Annotated in this window: 18 protein-coding genes and 1 tRNA gene; 11 read left to right on the top strand and 8 right to left on the bottom strand. The window is 72.3% G+C overall.

All coding sequences use genetic code 11. From position 1 onward, the window contains the following. Positions 1-64: 64 nt before the first annotated feature. Together ACZ58N_RS10095 and ACZ58N_RS10090 are read left to right on the top strand one after the other, a co-directional pair. Positions 65-1309, top strand: a complete 1245-nt coding sequence (locus ACZ58N_RS10095; RefSeq protein WP_471157483.1) for a cytochrome P450 — start codon at positions 65-67, stop codon at positions 1307-1309. A 358-nt stretch (positions 1310-1667) separates the two neighbouring features. After that, complete coding sequence (locus ACZ58N_RS10090; RefSeq protein WP_471157482.1) at positions 1668-2102, top strand: hypothetical protein; 435 nt, start codon at positions 1668-1670, stop codon at positions 2100-2102. A 120-nt stretch (positions 2103-2222) separates the two neighbouring features. Here ACZ58N_RS10090 and ACZ58N_RS10085 read toward each other — a convergent pair whose 3' ends face one another. After that, entirely contained in the window at positions 2223-4229 is a 2007-nt protein-coding gene (locus ACZ58N_RS10085; protein ID WP_471157481.1) for a bifunctional glycosyltransferase 87/phosphatase PAP2 family protein, read from the bottom strand. Between the two features lie 119 nt (positions 4230-4348). On the opposite strand from ACZ58N_RS10085, the gene ACZ58N_RS10080 reads away from it, so the two are divergent. Further along, the gene (locus tag ACZ58N_RS10080; RefSeq protein WP_471157479.1) at positions 4349-4681 is read left to right on the top strand and encodes an antibiotic biosynthesis monooxygenase family protein; all 333 of its coding nucleotides are present in this window, start codon (positions 4349-4351) and stop codon (positions 4679-4681) included. A 312-nt stretch (positions 4682-4993) separates the two neighbouring features. Here the strand turns inward: ACZ58N_RS10080 and ACZ58N_RS10075 are convergent, their stop codons facing one another. Further along, positions 4994-5389: a nuclear transport factor 2 family protein gene (locus tag ACZ58N_RS10075; protein WP_471157478.1), complete on the bottom strand. Its 396-nt coding sequence runs from the start codon at positions 5387-5389 to the stop codon at positions 4994-4996. 105 nt (positions 5390-5494) lie between these two features. On the opposite strand from ACZ58N_RS10075, the gene ACZ58N_RS10070 reads away from it, so the two are divergent. Continuing rightward, the gene (locus tag ACZ58N_RS10070) at positions 5495-6043 is read left to right on the top strand and encodes a GNAT family N-acetyltransferase (protein ID WP_471157477.1); all 549 of its coding nucleotides are present in this window, start codon (positions 5495-5497) and stop codon (positions 6041-6043) included. Between the two features lie 53 nt (positions 6044-6096). Here ACZ58N_RS10070 and ACZ58N_RS10065 read toward each other — a convergent pair whose 3' ends face one another. Continuing rightward, positions 6097-8172 (bottom strand): MDR family MFS transporter, encoded by a 2076-nt coding sequence (locus ACZ58N_RS10065; RefSeq protein ID WP_471157587.1) that lies wholly within the window; start codon positions 8170-8172, stop codon positions 6097-6099. 526 nt (positions 8173-8698) lie between these two features. Between ACZ58N_RS10065 and ACZ58N_RS10060 the strand changes: the two genes are divergently transcribed. Beyond that, positions 8699-9451, top strand: a complete 753-nt coding sequence (locus ACZ58N_RS10060) for a peptidoglycan-binding domain-containing protein (RefSeq protein WP_471157476.1) — start codon at positions 8699-8701, stop codon at positions 9449-9451. A 133-nt stretch (positions 9452-9584) separates the two neighbouring features. Further along, complete coding sequence (locus ACZ58N_RS10055) at positions 9585-10271, top strand: HAD-IA family hydrolase (RefSeq protein WP_471157474.1); 687 nt, start codon at positions 9585-9587, stop codon at positions 10269-10271. A 1354-nt stretch (positions 10272-11625) separates the two neighbouring features. Here ACZ58N_RS10055 and ACZ58N_RS10050 read toward each other — a convergent pair. Next, positions 11626-12147, bottom strand: a complete 522-nt coding sequence (locus ACZ58N_RS10050) for a DinB family protein (protein ID WP_471157585.1) — start codon at positions 12145-12147, stop codon at positions 11626-11628. A 575-nt stretch (positions 12148-12722) separates the two neighbouring features. On the opposite strand from ACZ58N_RS10050, the gene ACZ58N_RS10045 reads away from it, so the two are divergent. From ACZ58N_RS10045 to ACZ58N_RS10030, 4 genes are all read left to right on the top strand, one after another. Next, complete coding sequence (locus tag ACZ58N_RS10045; protein ID WP_471157584.1) at positions 12723-13376, top strand: HNH endonuclease family protein; 654 nt, start codon at positions 12723-12725, stop codon at positions 13374-13376. Positions 13377-13477: 101 nt separating this feature from the next. Beyond that, entirely contained in the window at positions 13478-15139 is a 1662-nt protein-coding gene (locus ACZ58N_RS10040) for an alkaline phosphatase D family protein (RefSeq protein ID WP_471157472.1), read from the top strand. Positions 15140-15333: 194 nt separating this feature from the next. Continuing rightward, positions 15334-15945, top strand: coding sequence for a DedA family protein (locus ACZ58N_RS10035; RefSeq protein WP_471157471.1), 612 nt, complete (start codon positions 15334-15336; stop codon positions 15943-15945). A 227-nt stretch (positions 15946-16172) separates the two neighbouring features. Further along, positions 16173-16667: a hypothetical protein gene (locus ACZ58N_RS10030; protein WP_471157469.1), complete on the top strand. Its 495-nt coding sequence runs from the start codon at positions 16173-16175 to the stop codon at positions 16665-16667. 149 nt (positions 16668-16816) lie between these two features. Here the strand turns inward: ACZ58N_RS10030 and ACZ58N_RS10025 are convergent, their stop codons facing one another. Together ACZ58N_RS10025 and ACZ58N_RS10020 are read right to left on the bottom strand one after the other, a co-directional pair. After that, positions 16817-17056: a DUF2277 domain-containing protein gene (locus tag ACZ58N_RS10025; protein WP_471157468.1), complete on the bottom strand. Its 240-nt coding sequence runs from the start codon at positions 17054-17056 to the stop codon at positions 16817-16819. Between the two features lie 15 nt (positions 17057-17071). Continuing rightward, positions 17072-17722, bottom strand: a complete 651-nt coding sequence (locus ACZ58N_RS10020; RefSeq protein WP_471157466.1) for a TRADD-N-associated membrane domain-containing protein — start codon at positions 17720-17722, stop codon at positions 17072-17074. A 125-nt stretch (positions 17723-17847) separates the two neighbouring features. On the opposite strand from ACZ58N_RS10020, the gene ACZ58N_RS10015 reads away from it, so the two are divergent. Further along, a complete protein-coding gene (locus ACZ58N_RS10015) occupies positions 17848-17922 on the top strand; it encodes a 50S ribosomal protein bL37 (protein ID WP_100661309.1) in 75 nt (24 codons plus the stop codon). Positions 17923-18355: 433 nt separating this feature from the next. On the opposite strand, the gene ACZ58N_RS10010 is transcribed toward ACZ58N_RS10015, so the two are convergent. Together ACZ58N_RS10010 and ACZ58N_RS10005 are read right to left on the bottom strand one after the other, a co-directional pair. After that, positions 18356-18646, bottom strand: a complete 291-nt coding sequence (locus tag ACZ58N_RS10010; protein ID WP_471157464.1) for an Imm32 family immunity protein — start codon at positions 18644-18646, stop codon at positions 18356-18358. Positions 18647-18813: 167 nt separating this feature from the next. Further along, a tRNA-Val gene (locus ACZ58N_RS10005) sits at positions 18814-18888 on the bottom strand. Between the last annotated feature and the right edge of the window lie 19 nt (positions 18889-18907).

Genomic DNA, 18907 nt, shown 5'->3' with positions numbered 1-18907 from the left:
TCTAGAACTCGTTATTACGTTCAAGCCAGCTTCTGATGCTCCGTCAGACCTTGGAGTCGCCCCGATGCCCTGTCCCGCGCTGCCCGAAGGCTTCGACGCCACCGACCCCGATCTCCTGCAAAGCCGCGTCCCGCTGCCGGAGTTCGCCGAGCTGCGGCAGACGGCGCCGGTGTGGTGGTGCCCGCAGCGGCGGGGCATCACCGGTTTCGACGACGAGGGCTACTGGGTCGTGACCCGGCACGCGGACGTCAAGTACGTCTCCACGCACCCGGAAATCTTCTCCTCCACCACCAACACGGCGATCATCCGCTTCAACGAGCACGTCCCGCGTGATGCCATTGATGCCCAGCGACTGATCATGCTGAACATGGATCCGCCGGAACACACGCGCGTACGCCAGATCGTGCAGCGCGGCTTCACCCCGCGCGCCATCCGCGGCCTGGAACAGGCCCTGCGCGACCGGGCCCGGAAGATCGCCGAGGAGGCCCTGGCCGCGTCCGCCGACGGCAGTTTCGACTTCGTCACGCAGGTGGCGTGCGAACTCCCCCTCCAGGCCATCGCCGAGCTGATCGGCGTACCCCAGGAGGACCGGGCCAGGATCTTCGACTGGTCGAACAAGATGATCGCGTACGACGACCCGGAGTACGCGATCACCGAGGAGGTCGGCGCGAACGCCGCCATGGAACTCATCGGCTACGCGATGAACCTGGCCGCCGAGCGCAAGGAATGCCCCGCCAAGGACATCGTGACGCAACTGGTCGCCGCCGAGGGCCAGGGCAACCTGGGCTCCGACGAGTTCGGCTTCTTCGTCCTGCTGCTGGCGGTCGCGGGCAACGAGACCACCCGCAACGCCATCAGCCACGGCATGCACGCCTTCCTCACCCACCCCGACCAGTGGGAGCTGTACAAGGAGACCCGGCCGGCCACCGCGGCCGAGGAGATCGTCCGCTGGGCCACCCCCGTCGTGTCCTTCCAGCGCACCGCCACCCAGGACACCGAACTGGGCGGCCAGAAGATCAAGGCCGGCGACCGGGTGGGGATGTTCTACTCCTCCGCCAACCACGACCCCGAGGTGTTCACCGATCCCGGCCGCTTCGACGTCACCCGCGACCCGAACCCGCACCTCGGCTTCGGCGGCGGGGGCCCGCACTTCTGCCTCGGCAAGTCCCTGGCCATCATGGAGATCGACCTGATCTTCAACGCCCTCGCCGACGCCCTGCCCGACCTGCGACTGACCGGCGAGGACCCGCGCCGGCTGCGCGCGGCCTGGCTCAACGGCATCAAGGAGCTCCGGGTCAGCCGCGGTTGAGCACACGCGGCCGTACCGGTTCCGGAGCGGCAGGGGCCGTTCCACCCACGCCCCGGCCCCTGTCGCCCACCGGGGTCACGGCGCGCGCCACGCCCCCGCGACCCGCCCGAGTGGCGCGATGACGCCCGAGGCCCGATCCTGACAGGACGCGACGATCCACCGAAGGGGCGCCGGGGCACGATGCCCCGGCGCCCCTTCGGCCGTCACGGCCCCGGGGGCGGGCGGGTCGCCCACGAGTCCCCGCGGACGGGGGCCCGGGTGGGTAGGGTGTGTGCATGTCAGAAGCGCGAGGGACGGGACCGAGGGGCTTCAGGTAGCCCGCCAGGAGACACCTGGCGGTTGCGACCGACGGAGTCCCATGTCACGCACCGCTCATCACATCCCGCCGTCCCACGGCGAGGAAACACCGCCCGGACGCCCGGCGGGCAGCCCCTGGCATTCCGTGGTCCTCCACGACCTCCGCTTCAGCGCCCGCCAACTCGCCGACGCGGCAGAGGAGTCCACCAGGCCCCGTCCGGTCAGGATCCGTCGCCGGGTGGAGGTCCACTCCTTCCCCCGGCACAACCGCGACGCCTCCGTCGCATGGGCGTCCGCCATCGAGGAACGCCGCGCACGGCAGCTCCTGCGGGCCCGGGTCGGGCTGCTCCTCGCACTGCTGCACCCCGCCGGTACCGGACCCGCGGGCGCTGCGGCCGACGCGGATGCCGAGGCCGGCGCCGCCGCCGCGGCGGACGCCGCGAACGTGGACCTGCCGCCCGCACGCCACCGGCACGGCGCGCTCTGGCACGCGTAGCCGGCGACGGCTCCCGCCCGTACTCCTGAACCGCGTGGAGCAGGACCGGCGTACGGCGGGAGCCACGTACGAGCAGGGGCTGCCGTGCGGGTCGGGCCGCGGGCCCGTCGCGCGGCAGGCCTACGCACGGGCCGGGCTGCGGGCCTCCTCAGCGGCGGACGTGCGCTGCGCGGGCAGGCTCACCTGCACGCCCCGCGGGCCGGACAGGACGTGGACGAGGCCGAACCCCGCGGCGACGACGGCAGCCCCGCCCAGCGCGTCCAACACCCAGTGGTTCGCGGTGGCGACGATCGCGCACACCGTGATCAGCGGGTGCAGCACGCCCAAGAGCTTCTGCCAACCCCTCGGCGCGAGCACCACGATGACGATCCCGCACCACAGGGACCAACCGAAGTGCAGCGAGGGCATCGCCGCGTACTGATTGGAGATCGCGGTCATCGCCCCGTACGTGGGGTTCGCCAGGTCCTGCACCCCGTGCACGGTGTCGACGAACCCGAGACCGGGCATCAGGCGCGGCGGCGCGAGCGGGTAGAGCCAGAAGCCGAGGAGGGCGAGGACGGTCGCCAGGCCGAGCGAGGCACGGGCCCAGCGGTAGTCGCCGGGGCGGCGCCAGTAGAGGACGCCGAGGATGCCCAGCGGCACCACGAAGTGGAAGGAGGTGTAGTAGAAGTTGAAGAACGCCTCCAGCCAGGGCGTGTTCACCACCGCGTGGTTCACGGCGTGCTCGATGTCGATGCCCAGGGCCTGCTCGATCGAGTGGATCCGGCGGGCGTTGCCCTCCGCGAGCGGACGGCTGGTGGGGGCGGCGGCGCGGATGTGCGAGTAGAGCGAGTAGCCGACCCGTATCAGCAGCAGTTCCAGCAGCAGGTTGGGGCGGGACATCACCCGCCGCCAGAACGGCAGCAGCGGCACCCGGGACCAGCGGGCCTCCGCGGGCCGCCCGTGGACGGTGGGCACGGGCTCGCGCCAGTACGGCGAGGACCGCGGCAGGAACGGCACCGCGCAGGCCGCCGCGAGGGCCGCGAGGAGCGGCACGTTGTCCCGTACGGGAGCCAGCGCGGCCATGTTCGGCAGCAGCACGGAACTCGGCAGGGTCATGGCCAGGACGACGGCGACCGGCCACACCCGCCGGTCGGCGGCACGCTTGCCCACCTTGCCGGCCACCGCGAGGAGCACCCACAGCAGTTGGTGGCGCCAGCCCGCCGGGGACACGGCGACGGCCACGCAGCCGGTGACGGCGACGGCGAGGAGCAGCTGCCCGTCACGGGCGTAGCGGACCGCGCGGCGCAGCCCGAACCAGGTGACGGCCGCGCCGAGGACGAGGGCGAGGACGATCTCGACCGGGCCGCCGAGGCCGAGGCGCAGAAGGGCACCGTGGAGGGACTGGTTGGCGAGGCTGCCGGGGGTTCCGCCGAGGCCGGTACCGACGACGTGCTCGACCCAGTACGTCCAGGAGTCGCGCGGCAGGGAGGCCCAGGACAGGGCGGTCGCGCCGGCGAAGGTCAGGGCGGCGGCCTGCGCGGCGGGCCGGCGGCCGGTGAACCACAGCAGCACGGCGAAGATCAACAGGGGTGGTTGGAGGGCGGCGGCGAGCCCCAGGAGGAAACCGGCGGGACGGTCACCGGGCACCCGGAACACGGCGAGCAGCACCAGCAGCACGGGCAGGACGGCGGTCTGCCCGGGCGACGCGGCCTCGCGGACGGGCAGCGACACCATCATCACGGTGACCAGCAGCGGCGCGGCCAACAGCGCGGTGCGCCGGGGTACGGGGTCGGGCAGGCCCCGCGCGGCGACCAGCCCGATCGCGGCGACGCACAGCAGGGTCACGCAGGTCCAGGCCACCTCCAGGGAGGGCGCGGCCAAGCCGGTCAGCGGCTTCAGGACCAGCCCCGCGAAGGGGGTGCCGGTGAACTGGCCCGCGTCGTAGAGCGAACCGGGGAGGCCGGCGGGGAGGTGGAAGCCGCCGAGCCACTCGGCGGGCGGCACCCGCAGCACGACCGCGGCCTGTCTGACGGCCAGGACGCCGGCGAGGGCCCACAGGAGCAGCCGTACCGCCCCGAGCCTTCCGCTACCGCCTATGACCCCGGCGTGTCCGTCCGCACCGCCGCGCTCCGCCGCGTTAGCCACGCCTCGTAGTCCTCCCACCCTGTCCGCCGCAACCCCGACTTCGCCCGGCCGCCGCGTCGCGTACCGCGTTTCACTACCGGGACGACGATATCCCCCGAGCGATCCCTAGGATGGCGTCCATGAGCATCGTGAAGATCAACGCCCTGACCGTGCCCGCCGAGCAGCGCGAGGTCCTGGAGAAGCGCTTCGCCTCCAGGGCGGGCACCGTGGAGGGCTCGGACGGGTTCGAGTGGTTCGAGCTGCTGCGTCCCGTCGAGGGCACCGACCAGTACCTCGTGTACACGCGGTGGCGTTCGGAGGAGGACTTCCAGGCGTGGATGGAGGGCCCCATGAAGGCGGCCCACCAGGGCGGCGGCGACTCCTCCGGCGGCGACCGCCCGAAGCCGGCGGCCTCGGGCTCGTCGGTCTGGTCCTTCGAGGTGGTCCAGCAGGCAGCCCCGAAGCAGGCCTGACCGGGCACCGCCCCCGCCCGCTCCGCCCGGCGCCCGCCGACGCGGGGCGGGCGCCCGCCGACGCGGGGCGGGCGGAGCGGGCGGCCCGGCAGGTGCGGCGCGGCGCGAGCGGCCCGGCGGGCCACCGGACGCGGGCGCGGCGCGAGAGGTCGGGCGATCGAGCGGCGCGGGCGGTACGAGAGGCGCGAGCGGTACCGCCGCGAGGCGGCCCGGGCCCGGCGCAGGCGGTACGTCAGGCGTACCCCCACCACGGCGCGGCGGGCGCAGGCGGTACGTCACGCCGGTCCCCACCACCGCGCGGCCGGCGCGGGCTCACGCCCAGAACGCGTCCGACTCGTCCAGGTCCTCCACGCACTCGTCGATGTCGGTGATCTTCCCGCCGACGATGGTGAAGAAGAGGCCTTCGTGGATCTCGATGCCCCGGTCTCCCCGGTCGGCCCGCATGAGGTGGAACGACATCACGTGCCCCCGGCCGTCCGCCAGGACCCGGTCGAGATCGATCCGAAGGGTGCCGTTGGTCTCCTCTCCGAGCCGGCGGTAGAGGTCGAGGACGGCCTCCCGTCCCTTGTGGTGCCCGGAGAGCGGGCTGCTGCCGGGCACGTGGTGGATGACGTCGGCCGTCATCAGCGAGCCCATCGTCCCCATGTCGCCTTTGCCGAAGGCCTCGTAGGCACGGCGTACCAGGGCGCAGTTCGGATGCTCCGACATGACCCTCACACCCTCCATTTGCCTGATTTTCACCTTTCCCCATCATCGGTCCGTGGGTGTGGATATTCCACGCGGGCAACGCGAAGGGCGTCCCACAATGGCGTCATGGACACCAACTCGATCATCACGACAGCCCCCACCACCACGACCACCGGCCGCCGCACTCCCGCCCCCGGCACCTGGCACGTGGTCCAGGAACCCTTCACCACCTCGGACGCGACCGACCTGCGCCGCGCCTACTACGCCGAAGTCGCCGGCCGCTACTGGAAACGGGCCGTCACGAACGCCGAGATCGACCAGGGCATGCTGGACTTCCCGGCGGACGACCTCGCCCCACCCGCGGGCCGCTTCCTGGTCGGAAGGCTGGCCGGGGTGCCGCTCTCCTGCGGCGGCGTGCGTCTGATCGACCCGTTCACCGCCGAACTCACCAGGGTGTACGTCGCCCCGTGTGCCCGCGGCACCGGCGGCGGGGCGGCCCTGCTCGCAGCTCTGGAATCGGCGGGCAGGTCGCTGGGTGCCGAGCGGGTCCGCCTGGACACCCGTTCGGACCTCGTGGAGGCGCGCGCCCTGTACGCGCGGCACGGGTACCGGGAAATACCGGCGTACAACTCCGGACCGTATGCCGAGCACTGGTTCGAGAAGCCCCTGACCTGACCGCCTGACCTGCCGCGCACGCGGTCGGCAGGTCAGGTCGACTCCACGGACGATCAGTGCGCGGCGTGGTCCCGGCGCGGCAGCGTGTCGTAGGGCTCCTCGGCGTCGGACCCGCACAGCTCCCGGTTGATCTCCTCGACGAGCTTCACCAGGTCGGTCGGGCGGTCCGGGCCCCACCAGTCACCGAGCAGTTCGGCCAGCGACTCCTGCCTGGCATCGGAAAGCCGACGGGCGGCCACCCGCCCCCGGTCCGTGAGGATCAGCGCGAGTCCTTCACGGGAGGCGAGGCCGCGTTCCTCGACCTGTCGGGCCGCTTCCGTGATCGCCCGCAGCGGGACGATGGTGCGTTCCGCGAGCACGGCCGGTTCGGCCGAGCCGTACTTGTTGATCCGCAGGAGCAGCCAGCTGGCAGCTGGGAGCAGGTCGTAGCCGGCCTTCGAGGTGATCTTTTCGTAGACGTGCCGCCGACCTTCGCGGGTGCCCAGCACGGACAGCGCGCGGGCGACCTCCTCGTGCGAGGAACGGTGGACGGGGTTGGAGGCGAGCGTCTCCGTCACGTCGGGTGCGGTGACGGAGCCCCTGAGCTTGTCCTCCTTCAGGAACCAGGCGATCACGAAGGCGACGAGCACCACCGGCACCGCGTAGAGGAACACGTCGGTGATGGAGTCGGAATAGGCGTCCAACACCCGGGGCCGCAGCTCGACGGGCAGTGTGCCGATCGCCCGCGGATCCGCCTCCAGGCCCGCCGCGCTCACGCCCGGCGGCAGCGGAACGCCGGCCAGGGCGGCGCTGAGCTGGTCACCGAGCCGGTTGGTGAAGATCGTGCCGAAGATGGCGACGCCGAAGGAGGCGCCGATGGATCGGAAGAAGGTGGCACCGGAGGTGGCAACTCCGAGGTCGGCGTAGCTGACCGAGTTCTGCACGACGAGGACGAGTACCTGCATGACGAGACCGAGTCCCGCGCCGAAGACGAAGAAGCACACGCCCAACACCAGGTCGGAGCTGTCCCGGTGCAGCTGATGCAGGAGCAGCAGGCCGATGGCGGTGACGCCGGTGCCCAGGATGGGGAAGACCTTCCACCGGCCGGTGCGGCTGACGATCTGCCCGGAGGCGGTGGAGGCGATCAGCAGACCGATCACCATCGGCAGCATGTGGACGCCGGACATGGTGGGTGAGACGCCCCTGACCACCTGGAGGAAGGTCGGCAGGTAGACCATCGCTCCGAACATCGCGAAACCGATGATGAAGCTGATCACCGAGCAGAGGGTGAAGGTGCGGATGCGGAACAGACCGAGCGGCAGCACCGGTTCGGCGGCCCGGCGCTCCACGACCACGAAGAACACCAGGAGCACCGCGCCGAGGACGGCGAGCCCGATGATCCGCGCCGATCCCCAGCCCCAGGTGCCGCCGAGGGAGGCGACGAGCACGAGACAGGTGGCGACACAGGCGATGAGGAAGGTGCCGAGGTAGTCGATGGTGTGACGGGCCGAGCGGGCCGGGATGCGCAGGGCCACGGCGATGACGACGAGCGCGACGAGACCGATCGGGAGGTTGATGTAGAAGACCCACCGCCAGGAGAGGTGGTCCACGAACAGGCCGCCCAGCAGCGGTCCGAGCACGCTGGTCGCACCGAACACCGCGCCGAACAGGCCCTGGTACTTGCCGCGCTCGCGCGGCGGAACGATGTCGCCGACGATCGCCATGGACAGCACGATGAGTCCGCCGCCGCCCAGGCCCTGGAGGGCGCGGAACCCGATGAGCTGCGGCATGTCCTGGGCGAGACCGCAGAGGGCCGACCCGATCAGGAAGATCACGATGGCGTACTGGAAGAGCCTCTTGCGGCCGTACTGGTCGCCGAGCTTGCCCCAGAGGGGAGTGGCCGCCGTGGCCGCCAGCATGTAGGCGGTGACCACCCACGACAGGTGATCCATACCGCCGAGTTCGCTCACGATCGTGGGGAGCGCCGTGGAGACGATGGTCTGGTCGAGGGCGGAGATCAGCAGGCCCAGCAGCAGGGCCCCGATCGAGACGAGCACCTCACGCGAGGCGTGCTCGGCGCCGGGACCGGGGTCCACGGCGGACGTGGTCACATCCTGAGCCATCGGCTCCTCCTCGGGCCGGATCAACATCTCCATCCTGAGCGGTATGTCCGGTTATGGCCTGTCGGACGGGTTGGGTGGGGCCTGAGGGGTCTGCATAATCGCAGGCATTGGCGAGGGAGGGGTACCAGTGAGCGCTGAGCGCTGTCCAGAATGCGGCGCCGTGAGCGTCGAATGCCGGTGCACACCGGGCGTGGGATTCAACCCACTACGGATTCGCCCCTACGTGGGGCTGGCGGACCAGGGTCGGGAAGTATCGGATCCGGCGCCCCCGCAGCCCGTCCTGGGTGCGGTCGCCCAGCCCTCCGAGGCGCCCGACCGGCCGCCGTTCCCCTCGGCCCCGCCACCGCCCCCCTCCGCGACGGGGCAGGGCGCACCCGACCCCGGCCCGATATCGGGCCAGGCACCGCCCCCGCAGCCCGGGCCGCTTCCGACCCACCCGGGCGGCCAACCCGGCCCGCCGCCTCCCCCGCACCCGACCCCGCCGCCGAGCCCTGCCCCGGCCTCTGCCGCCGAGACGGCGGCGCCGGACGCAGCCACGACGCTGCTTCCGGCCTTGCCGCCCGCCGATCCGGCGGAGCCGCACACTCCCGCGTACGGGATACCCGTCCTGGCCTGGCCGGATCAGACGGTCCAGCTGCGGGCTGTTCCCGCTTCCGCCGGGCATGCCGCCCAGCAGGGGAGGGCCGAGCCGGCCTCGGGCGACGTCGACGGGAAGTCCGGCAAGCGGTCCCGACGGTTGCTGCCCCTGCTGGCCGGCGCCGGCGCACTGGTCGTGGCCGGTGCGGTGGCCGTGGCCCTGGGGTTCACCGGGTCGGGGACGGAGGACAGGGCGCTGACGGACCCGAAGCCGTCGGCCCCCGCGGTCAGCGTGGTCCCCGTAGACCCGACCGACCCCTCGGCGGAGGCGTCGAGTCCGACGCCGAGCCCGACCGCGTCGGCTTCGCGCTCGGCCTCGCCGAGTGCGTCGCGCTCCGCGTCGCCGTCCGCCTCGCCCAGCACGTCCCGTTCGTCGGCTCCGCCCAGCCCGACCCCGTCGGCGTCCGCGAGCCGCTCCGCCGACCCGTCGTCGCCCCCTCCGTCACCGCCGGCCGTTCAGGCGCCGACCCTTCGGTACGGGGACTCCGGCGCCGAGGTCGAGAAGCTCCAGCGGCTCCTCGCGGAGCAGGGCCTGTACCGCGGCAGGCTCGACGGCAGGTTCGGCCGCTCCGTCCGTAGCGCCGTGGAGGACCTCCAGATGGAGTACGGCATCCACGACGACCCGTGGGGCGTCTACGGGCCGGCGACCCGCCGCGCCTTGGAGGGATAAGTCACGTCCCCGGTGGTGGCGCGGACCCTCCAGAGTTTTGTATCTTGGTGGAACAAAGTGGTTCCGTCCTCAACCCCTGACCGGGGGACGGAACCACTTGTTCTCTTTTCCCGCCCCGTCTGGAGCCCCTCCCATGCCGGCCAGCACCACCACCGCCCCCGTCGTCCTGACCGCCAAGGCCCTGCTCCTGGACATGGACGGCACGATCGTCAACTCCGACGCGGTGGTCGAACGGTGCTGGCGCGAGTGGGCGGTGTCCCACGGGCTGGACCCGCACGAGGCGCTGAAGGTGGTCCACGGCCGCCAGGGCTACGCCACGATGGCCATCCTGCTGCCCGAACGACCGATGGAACTCAACTACGCCGAGAACGCCGTGATGCTCGCCCGCGAGACCGCCGACACCGACGGCGTGGTCCCCGTCGGAGGCGCCCCCGAGTTCATGACTGCGATCGCCTCCCTGCCGCACGCCCTGGTCACCTCCGCGGACGCCGCGCTGGCATCGGCCCGGATGACGGCCGCCGCGTTGCCGATGCCCCGGATACGGGTGACCGCCGAATCCGTCTCGGCCAGCAAGCCCGACCCCGAGGGGTTCCTCAAGGGTGCGGCCGAACTGGGCGTGGACCCTGCCGACTGCATCGTCTTCGAGGACTCCGGCGCGGGAATCGCCGCGGGCCTCGCCGCCGGCATGCGGGTGATCGGCATCGGCCCCCGCGCCGCCGCCCACGGCCCGACGGCCCACGTCACGGACCTGACCTCGGTCCTCGTGGACACCACCCCGGACGGCGCGATCCACCTCACCCTCACCCCGCCCACCACCTGACCCTCCCGCAAACACCCCGCCCGGGCGCGACACTGTGCCGCCCCTACGCGGCACAGTGTCGCGCCGGCAGGTCCCCCCGCAGGGCCGCACGACCCCAACGGGCACAGCCCGACCGCACAGCCCGCCACCACGCGGCTCGCCGCAACACGGCACGGCCCGGCAGGCCCCCGCGCAAGGGCGCACGGCCACACCCGCACAGCCCTCCACAGCCGCACGGCCCCACTCGCCCAGCCCGGCACCGACGCTCGCCCCAACACGGCACGGCCCGACAGCTGCCCACGCAAGGCCGCACGGGCCCAACGGGCACAGCCCGACCGCACAGCCCGCCACCATGCGGCTCGCCCCAGCACGACACGGCCCGACAGGTCCTTACACAAGGCCACACGACCCCAACCCGTGCAGCCCGACCGCACAGCCCGGCACCGCCGCTCCCCCCGGCGTGACCGGCACGGCCCGTCCCGTCACGGCCCCCACCCCGAACCCGGCAAGGTTCCTACGCCGCGCAGTGCGGTCCTGCGCGGCCCATCCAGCACCGCCTCGACCACCTTCGTACCGCAGCCGGACCGCAGCACGCTCGTGGTGATCTTCAGCCCGCCGATCGGCACCGCCGCAGGACCTCGTACGCGATCCTCGCGATCCGCATGTCCGCCGATCCCGGTAGCGCGCGGCGCAACCACAGCCCTGGCGCGACGTGGCACGACTCGGCACTGGACCGCGCGATTCCATGCGGGTCGGCTCGGCGCAACCCAACGGGGCGCAGCCCGGACCGCAGCAGCGCGACACAGGCGGCCCTGCGGGACACAGCACGACGCGGCGCGACAAGGCACGGCCGGCGTCACCTGCCTCGGCGCGCCCCGACGCAACCCGACCCGGCGCAACGCCACTCACTCGCCACTGCCCCGAACCCCGACCAAGCGCAGCGTGCAGCGTGCAGCGTGCAGCGTGCAGCGTGCAGCGTGCAGCGTGCAGCGTGCAGCGTGCAGCGTGCAGCGGCCGAGGATCCTCTCCTGCCCCGGCCCAGCCCCGGCAGGAGCCAGCCGAGACGGCAACTGCCCGCCTCGGGCCCACTCCGCTTCCCCGCCCGCCCCCGCCCCGGCCCCGGCCCCACAGGCCCAGTCCGCTAACCGAGGGCATCAACCCTTGCGCTAGCGATACCTGTGCGGGTCGGCTTCCCGCCCCGCACGGCCCCAGGGCGTCACCCTCGTTCCCGGTTGACACAAAAGGGGGCGACGCACCCTCGGACGGCCGGACCACGAGACCCACCTCGGCGAGTGCACCGCACCGCACCACCCAAGCCCCCGCCCCCCACCCGCCCCGCAGGTCCTGGATCACGCGCGTCAGCGCGCTGCCACCGTCACTGCCCCACGCGCCCGTCGACGCACTCCCGCAGGAGATCCGCATGGCCGTTGTGGCGGGCGTACTCCTCGATCATGTGCACGAGGACCTCGCGCAGTTGCATCGGTTCCTCTCCGCCACCACCGGTGACATCAAGGTCAGGGGACGCGGCGACCAGTCGCTCGGCGAAGGCGACCTCCTCGCGCCAGGTCGCCCACGCGTCCGCGACGACCTCCGGGTCATCGATCGCACCGGTGAACTCCCCGTCGCGGTCACCCTCCGAGCGGTAGTGACGGCGTATCTCCTCCCCCGCCATGACCTGTCGGAACCAGTACTGCTCGACGCCCGCGAGGTGCCGCAACAGTCCCAGGAGCGACAGGCTCGACGGCGCCACGGATCGGCGGGCCATGGCCTCGGCGTCGAGACCCGCGCACTTCATTTCCAGGGTGAGCCGCTGGTCGCGCAAATAGCCGACGAGGACGTCCCGTTCCCCCTGGAAGCCGCCGTCCGATCGGGCGTCGTCGTCGGGGTGGACGAACATGTTGGACCAGCCGAAACGACTGTCGGGCGCAGGTGTGATCACGACGGCGAGCCTGGTCCGACGCCCCGCGTACCGCAACGGATTTTTCCGTCAGGCCACCAAGTCCACGCCCAGCTAGTCCGTTCGGAACCAACGCCCCTCCCTCACCCGGTACGCCAAGACCGGACGGCAGCACCTCCGGCATGACGCTGCACGACACCGCCCCCACCCACCCACCGCACCACAACTCCGCGACCCAGCCCCTCACCCTCACCCCTCACCCCTCACCCGCAAGGCGTCCCGTCCCGGAGAGCGACGGCTGAAATTCTCACCGCCGGTGGCCCCTGTCACCGACCCCGGCCTCCCGGAATGCGAGGTTGACCCCGCCTTGCCCCCACCCCCGTGCGCGGAATCTCAACTTCCCCTTGAGTGAAGGCCCTTGAACGTCTTGATGTGACGTGCGCATGTCGGCACGCTGTCACCTGGCGCCCACCCCAACGACACCTCACGGCGCCAGCATGGCCGCGTCCCGCCGGGGCAGCACGGCCACCACCCCCCGCATCCACGGAGCCCTCATGGCCCTCGCTTCCTTCCGCATGCCCTCCTTCTACGCGCGTCGCATCGGCCGCGCGGGAGTCCTCGCGTCGGCGGTCGCCCTCGCCTCGCTCACCTCGCTCGTCAACGCCCCCGGAGCCATGGCGGCTCCCCCCGCGCCCATCAGCGCCGCGGCCGCCCGCGCCTACCTGGCCACCGTCACGCCCGCGGCCGAGGGCTCCACCAGCGGGTACAGCCGCGACCTGTTCCCGCACTGGAGCACGGTCTCCGGCGCCTGCAACACCCGCGAGACCGTCCTCAAGCGGGACGGCGTGAACGTCGTCCAGGACTCGTCCTGCGCCGCCGTCAGCGGAAGCTGGTACTCCGAGTACGACGGCGCCACCTGGACCGCCGCGTCCGACATCGACATCGACCACATGGTCCCGCTCGCCGAGGCCTGGCGGTCGGGCGCCAACTCGTGGACGACGGCCAAGCGCCAGCAGTTCGCCAATGACCTCACGCGCCCCCAGCTCATAGCGGTCACGGACAACGTCAACCAGGCGAAGGGCGACCTCGACCCCGGCAAGTGGCTGCCGCCGCGGACCGCCTACCGCTGTACCTACGCCCGCATGTGGGTCCAGGTGAAGCAGTACTGGAACCTGCGCATGGACACCACCGAGAAGACCGCCCTGACGAACGTCCTGAACGGCTGCTGACCCCTCACCCGAACCGGCCATTTCTCCCCCGCCAGGGGGAGGCCACGCCCACCCTCCACCCCGTACCGTGATCACAGGGGATGCCGACAAGGGGGATGGGGATGGCCGGACTGCGCCTGGGGCCGTTGCTGCGGTACGTGGACTGGGACACGGGGGGCTCCGCCACCATATGGGTGGAGGCGGACCGCCCGTGTACCGCCGAGGTCCGCTGTGCCGACGGGGCCGGCGGCAGCACCCACACGTTCCAGATATCGGGCCACCACTACGCGCTCGTGCTGGTGACCGGCCTGACCCCGGGGGCCACCACGACCTACGAGGTCCTGCTCGACGGAGTCCTCGTCTGGCCCGCCACCGGCAGCTCCTTCCCACCGAGCACCATCAGCACGCCGGCGGTGGGCGGCGGCCCCGGCAGGCCGGCGCCGGGCCTGCGCGTCACCTTCGGCTCCTGCCGACAGGCCGCACCACCCGCCGACCACCGCGGACCGCACGGCGCCGACGCCCTCGACACGCTCGCCGCCCACCTGGCGTCGGAGCCGGAGGCCGTCCGCCCGGACGTCCTGCTGCTGCTCGGCGACCAGGTGTACGCCGACCAGTTGTCGCGGGACACCCGGCGGTGGCTCGCGGCCCGCCGCGACCTGCGCGAGGCACCGGGTGCGCAGGTCGCGGACTACGAGGAGTACACCCGGCTCTACTACGAGTCCTGGCTCGACCCCGAGATCCGCTGGCTGCTGTCGACCGTCCCCAGCCTCCACATATTCGACGACCACGACGTGATCGACGACTGGAACACGAGCGCGGCGTGGCTGGCGGAGATGCGCGCGACACCCTGGTGGCAGGAGCGGGTGCTCAGCGGGCTGATGTCGTACTGGGTGCACCAGCACCTGGGAAACCTCTCCCCCGCCGAGCTCGCCGCGGATCCGCTGTACGCGGCGGTACGGGACACCCCGGACGGTACGGACGTGCTGCGCACGTTCGCCGCGCGGGCGGACGTCGACCCGGCCTCGGTGCGCTGGAGCTACCGGCGGGACTTCGGCCGGACCAGGCTGTTGATGGTCGACACCCGGGCCGCCCGGGTACTGGCCGAGGACGGCCGGGCCATGCTCGACCCGGCGGAACAGAACTGGCTCCGGGAGAACGCGCTCGCCGGGCACGGCGGGTACGACCACCTGCTCATCGGATCCTCGCTGCCGTGGCTGATGCCCCCGCTCATCCACGACGCGGAAGTGTGGAACGCCGCGCTGTGCCGGGGCGAGCGGGGGCCCCGTTGGGCGCGGATCGGTGAGGACCTGCGGCGGCGCAGCGATCTGGAGCACTGGGCGGCGTTCCCGAGCTCGTTCGAGGCGCTGAGCGATCTCATCGAGGAGGTCGGAACGGGCCCGCGAGCCCCGTCGACGGTGTGTGTGCTCTCGGGGGACGTCCATCACGCGTATGTGGCCGAGCCCCGAATACCCAGCACCTCGCGGGTGTTCCAGCTGACCTGTTCGCCGGTGCACAACTCCATCCACACGGCGGTGAAGCTGGGCTTCCGCCTGGGCTGGTCGCGGGTGGGCCGGTGGTTGGGGCGGGGCTTCTCCCGCCACGGCAGGACGGGACGGCCACCGCTGAGCTGGCGGCGTACGGGCGGCCCGTGGTTCGGCAATCAGCTGATGACCCTGTCACTGGTGGGCCGGGACGCCCGGCTGCGGCTGGACCAGACCCGCAAAGGGCGGTCCGGGGCACGCCTGGTGACGGTGCTGGACCGTGAACTCACCGATGCGGAGTAACACCGACCACCTCCCGTACGACGGGCACGGACTGCGACTCCCGGGCCCCGCCCGGGCCGGGGCCGCCCTGAGCCCCGGCGGCGCCGCGGCCCCGCGGCTCCACAGGTCGGGCTCCGGGCGTACGCTGTATGGCTGTCAAGCCGCCCCTGCCGCTCCCCGCGACGACGCGGCGCTTCGGACTGGGGAGTTCCGCTTTGCTTGAGACGCTGGGGTCGCTGACCGCGAGCCCATGGATCTATGTCGTGGTGGCGGCGTCGGTCGTACTCGACGTGTTCCTCCCGGTACTGCCCAGCGGCATGCTGGTGATCATGGCTGCGGCAGCCGCGGCAGCCGCGGGCGCTCCCGCCGAGGTGCCGGACATCCTGGCGCTGCTGGTGATCGCCACGACCGCGTCCGTACTGGGTGACATGGCCGCATACCGGTTGGCGCGGCGCGGGGGAGCCCGATTGGACCGGGCCATCGCCCGTTCGCGCCGGCTGACCCGGGCCCACGAGCGCCTGGGCTCGGCCCTGGCCAGGGGCGGTGGCGCCCTGGTGGTGATCGCCCGCTTCGCCCCGGCGGGCCGCTCGGTGGTGTCCCTGGGCGCTGGCAAGACCCAGCGCAAGGTGATGGAGTTCCTGCCCTGGTCCGTACTGGCGGGCATGAGCTGGGCCGGCTACAGCGTGGCACTGGGCTACTACGGCACCCAGTGGCTCGGAACGACCTGGCTCGGCGGCGCGGTTTCCCTCATCGCCCTGTTCGCGGCGGGCTCCCTGGCCGCGTACCTCATCCGCCGCCCCCCGGAGTCCCCTGCCCCGGCCACGTAGAACACCCGCGACCCACCAACGCCCGAACCAACCGGGCAGCGCGGGCAGCGCGGGCGTGGCGGGCATCGCGCGAGTAGCCCGAGTGGGGCACCAGGTCACCCGTTCACCCGGCAGGGATCGCCGCGTCCCGGCAGGGCTTCTAGCGTCCAGAGCACGGTGCGCAACCGAATCCGCGTCACATCCGTGCCCTGGCCGCGCCGTTTCGAGGAGCCCGAGGAGTTCTCTCCATGACCCGCACGCGCAACCGGCACCGCCTCGCAGGGGTCGCCGCGGCGGCACTCGCCGTCGCGGCCGTCGTCCCGGCCACACTCGCCTCCGCCGCCCCCTTCGCCACCGTCTCCCCCGGGACCGTCGCCCCCGGCGCCCGCGTCAGCCTGAACATCGAGGGCTGCGGCACGAAGATCGGCCGGGCGACCTCCCGGGCCTTCGGCGACGTGTCGCTGACCCCGGGCAACCTGGAGGCGACCAACCTCTTCGGCGCGGCCACCGTCTACCGCGACGCCGTCGCCGGCTCGCACCCCGTCACCTTCGAGTGCGGCGGCGCGGGCGGCCAGCGCGTCACCGTCGCCCTTCAGGTCGCCTCCGGCGCCGCCCGCGGCGGCCTGGGCGGCAGCGTCGGATCGATCAGCAGCGCGCAGATCGCCATCGGCGGGGCACTCGCCGCAGGCGCACTCGGCGCCGGCGTGTGGGTCCTGCGCCGCCGCTCGGCATCCATCGGCTGAACCGGCGGAGGAACGCCCGCAGGGCCGACACCGGCCCCACCCACCCCGCCGTCACGCACGCGAACGCCGCGGGCCGGGACGTCCCCGGCCCGCGGCTCCGCGCCGGCAGGGCACCGACGGACCGCCCGGCAAGGGCCGGGCGGCGGCGGTCACGCCTCGGCAGTGGCCTCGGCGGCAGCCCGGCCCCGAACGTGAACCCCGTCGAGCAGTAGCCTCGTCGCCTCGGCGACGGCGTCCACGGCGGCGTCGAACACCTCTCGGTTGTGTGCGGCGGGCGCCCGGAACCCGGACACCTTCCGTACGTACTGGAGCGCGGCCGCGCGAATCTCCTCCTCGGTGGCCTTCTCGGGGATTGCCGGCGGGCGCAGGGTCTTGATGGAGCGGCACATACCTCCACTATGGCGCTACCGCGGCAGCTCGGCCCCGGACAATTTCATGATCAACCCGGCCTGGAGCCGGGCCCTCAGCTCCGGATCGGCCACCTCCTCCAGCAAACCGATCGCCTGCTGCGTGCTTTCCGCGGCCCGCCGGTCCTCACGGAGGGCCGCGGTCTGGGCGGCCATGTGCCGCAGGGCGATGTCCGCGCGCCGGTGGAACAGCTGACCGACCAGGGTGACGACCAGCCCGACGGAGCTCGTCACCACCCCGACGTACGCGTCCCCCGAGCTCTCCGCCTTCCAAACCGCCAGCCCTACCCCGAAGAGCAGGACGGCCGCACCGACCGCGGCGAACAGTTGGCTGGTCGCGAAGCTGCTGCGGGCCTGGGTCAGCCCGTAGGCGTAGTACTCGACGAGGATCGGCGTGAAGTCGTCCCGCCGATCACCCAGTTCGGCGTGCCCCGACCGACTCGCCCCGGCGTCAATGAAGCGCGGGTCGCGCACACTCGGCTGCTCACCGCTCTCGGGCTCCGTGCCCAGCGAGGCCATCAGCCTCGCCCGCTCCCTGTCCCGTCGCCGCTCGAACCGGTCCGCGTCCAGCCGCCCGAACACCACCAGCGCGGCCACCGACAGCACCCCCGCTCCGATCACCCAGAGCCACTCCCCCACCCCGGTCACTTACACCACCCCCACCCGGGGATCCCCGCGCTCCGGCGCGGGAAACCCACACGCCCTGATGCGGGTCGTCATACCCCGACCTAGACTGACGAACGCCCGAATTGTCCGTGATGAGGAGACGCTCCATGGCCAAGCGAGGAAACAAGCGACGCGCCCGCAAGAAGAAGAAGGCCAACCACGGCAAGCGCCCCAACGCCTGACCCCCAGCCCCCCGCCAACCCCGACGGGGGGCCTTCTCGTCCCCGCCGGCTCCGGCGCCACTCCGGGTCAGGAGGACGTCCGACGGCCCGGCGGAACGGCCCGCCGCGAGCGGATGCCGAGGCCCCGACCCGCTAAGCCCCCGCAGTCCGATATCGGATCCCTTCGGCCGTGAGCAGGACGTCCAACGTCTCGACGACGCGCAGGCGGACCGTCGTCCCGAACGAGCTGAGCGCCCCGCCCCCCACTGATCGTCAGAGCGGCGGCGGACACATTGCCCGATGCTTCCCGGAGGTTGTAGCCGTCGTGCGTAGCGAAGGTGTACCGAAAGCCGTGGAGCCTTTCCGCCGACGGACTCGATGTACGACCGGGCTGACTCCGACCGGACCTCGGGGTGCCCGCAGAACCGCCCCCACCTCGCCGCGCAGGGCCCGCTCACTCCTCGTCACACCGCTCCAGAACCAGGCCGAGGGAACCTTCCACCAGGCCGTTGCCGTCATCGAGATGCAGGTGACTCCCGTCGGGAACCCCTTCTCCGGCAAGCACCAGCAGATGCCCGGCAAGCGTCCTGAGACCTGCCGCGTTCGCCTCGATCACGACCTCTCCGCCCAGGCCCCGCACCTCGATCCGCGCGTCCGCGTCCCAGGTGAAGACGTGCGCGACGCCCTCGTTCACGGCCGTAAGTCGAGTGCTCTCAATGGGGACGCTGCTGAAATCAGAAGTCATGGAGTCATCATGCGGCTCAGCACACACCCGGCTTCGGCGACCACCCCAGGAGCGACAGAGGGGAGGGCGCTGCGGGGAGGCGTAGCACCGATGCGTCAATGATGGGCGTTGACGTCGAACGCGGATGCAAAAGGCCCCCCGCCATGATCGGCGGGGGGCCTCTGCGCTGGTGGGCGCGGACGGTTTCGAACCGCCGACATCTGCTTTGTAAGAGCAGCGCTCTACCCCTGAGCTACGCACCCGTGGATGAGTGGACAGCCT

The sequence above is a fragment of the Streptomyces sp. NPDC040432 genome (assembly GCF_055595445.1).
Note: the sequence above shows the minus strand (reverse complement) of the source record. Positions and strands in the feature narration are given on the sequence as shown.

Excerpts from the sequence above, each read along its gene's own strand:
- ACZ58N_RS10095 (WP_471157483.1), top strand. The coding sequence starts at position 65 with ATGCCCTGTCCCGCGCTGCCCGAAGGCTTCGACGCCACCGACCCCGAT.
- ACZ58N_RS10090 (WP_471157482.1), top strand. The coding sequence starts at position 1,668 with ATGTCACGCACCGCTCATCACATCCCGCCGTCCCACGGCGAGGAAACA.
- ACZ58N_RS10080 (WP_471157479.1), top strand. The coding sequence starts at position 4,349 with ATGAGCATCGTGAAGATCAACGCCCTGACCGTGCCCGCCGAGCAGCGC.
- ACZ58N_RS10075 (WP_471157478.1), bottom strand. The coding sequence starts at position 5,389 with ATGTCGGAGCATCCGAACTGCGCCCTGGTACGCCGTGCCTACGAGGCC.
- ACZ58N_RS10070 (WP_471157477.1), top strand. The coding sequence starts at position 5,495 with ATGGACACCAACTCGATCATCACGACAGCCCCCACCACCACGACCACC.
- ACZ58N_RS10065 (WP_471157587.1), bottom strand. The coding sequence starts at position 8,172 with ATGTTGATCCGGCCCGAGGAGGAGCCGATGGCTCAGGATGTGACCACG.
- ACZ58N_RS10055 (WP_471157474.1), top strand. The coding sequence starts at position 9,585 with ATGCCGGCCAGCACCACCACCGCCCCCGTCGTCCTGACCGCCAAGGCC.
- ACZ58N_RS10050 (WP_471157585.1), bottom strand. The coding sequence starts at position 12,147 with ATGTTCGTCCACCCCGACGACGACGCCCGATCGGACGGCGGCTTCCAG.
- ACZ58N_RS10045 (WP_471157584.1), top strand. The coding sequence starts at position 12,723 with ATGCCCTCCTTCTACGCGCGTCGCATCGGCCGCGCGGGAGTCCTCGCG.
- ACZ58N_RS10040 (WP_471157472.1), top strand. The coding sequence starts at position 13,478 with ATGGCCGGACTGCGCCTGGGGCCGTTGCTGCGGTACGTGGACTGGGAC.
- ACZ58N_RS10030 (WP_471157469.1), top strand. The coding sequence starts at position 16,173 with ATGACCCGCACGCGCAACCGGCACCGCCTCGCAGGGGTCGCCGCGGCG.
- ACZ58N_RS10025 (WP_471157468.1), bottom strand. The coding sequence starts at position 17,056 with ATGTGCCGCTCCATCAAGACCCTGCGCCCGCCGGCAATCCCCGAGAAG.
- ACZ58N_RS10010 (WP_471157464.1), bottom strand. The coding sequence starts at position 18,646 with ATGACTTCTGATTTCAGCAGCGTCCCCATTGAGAGCACTCGACTTACG.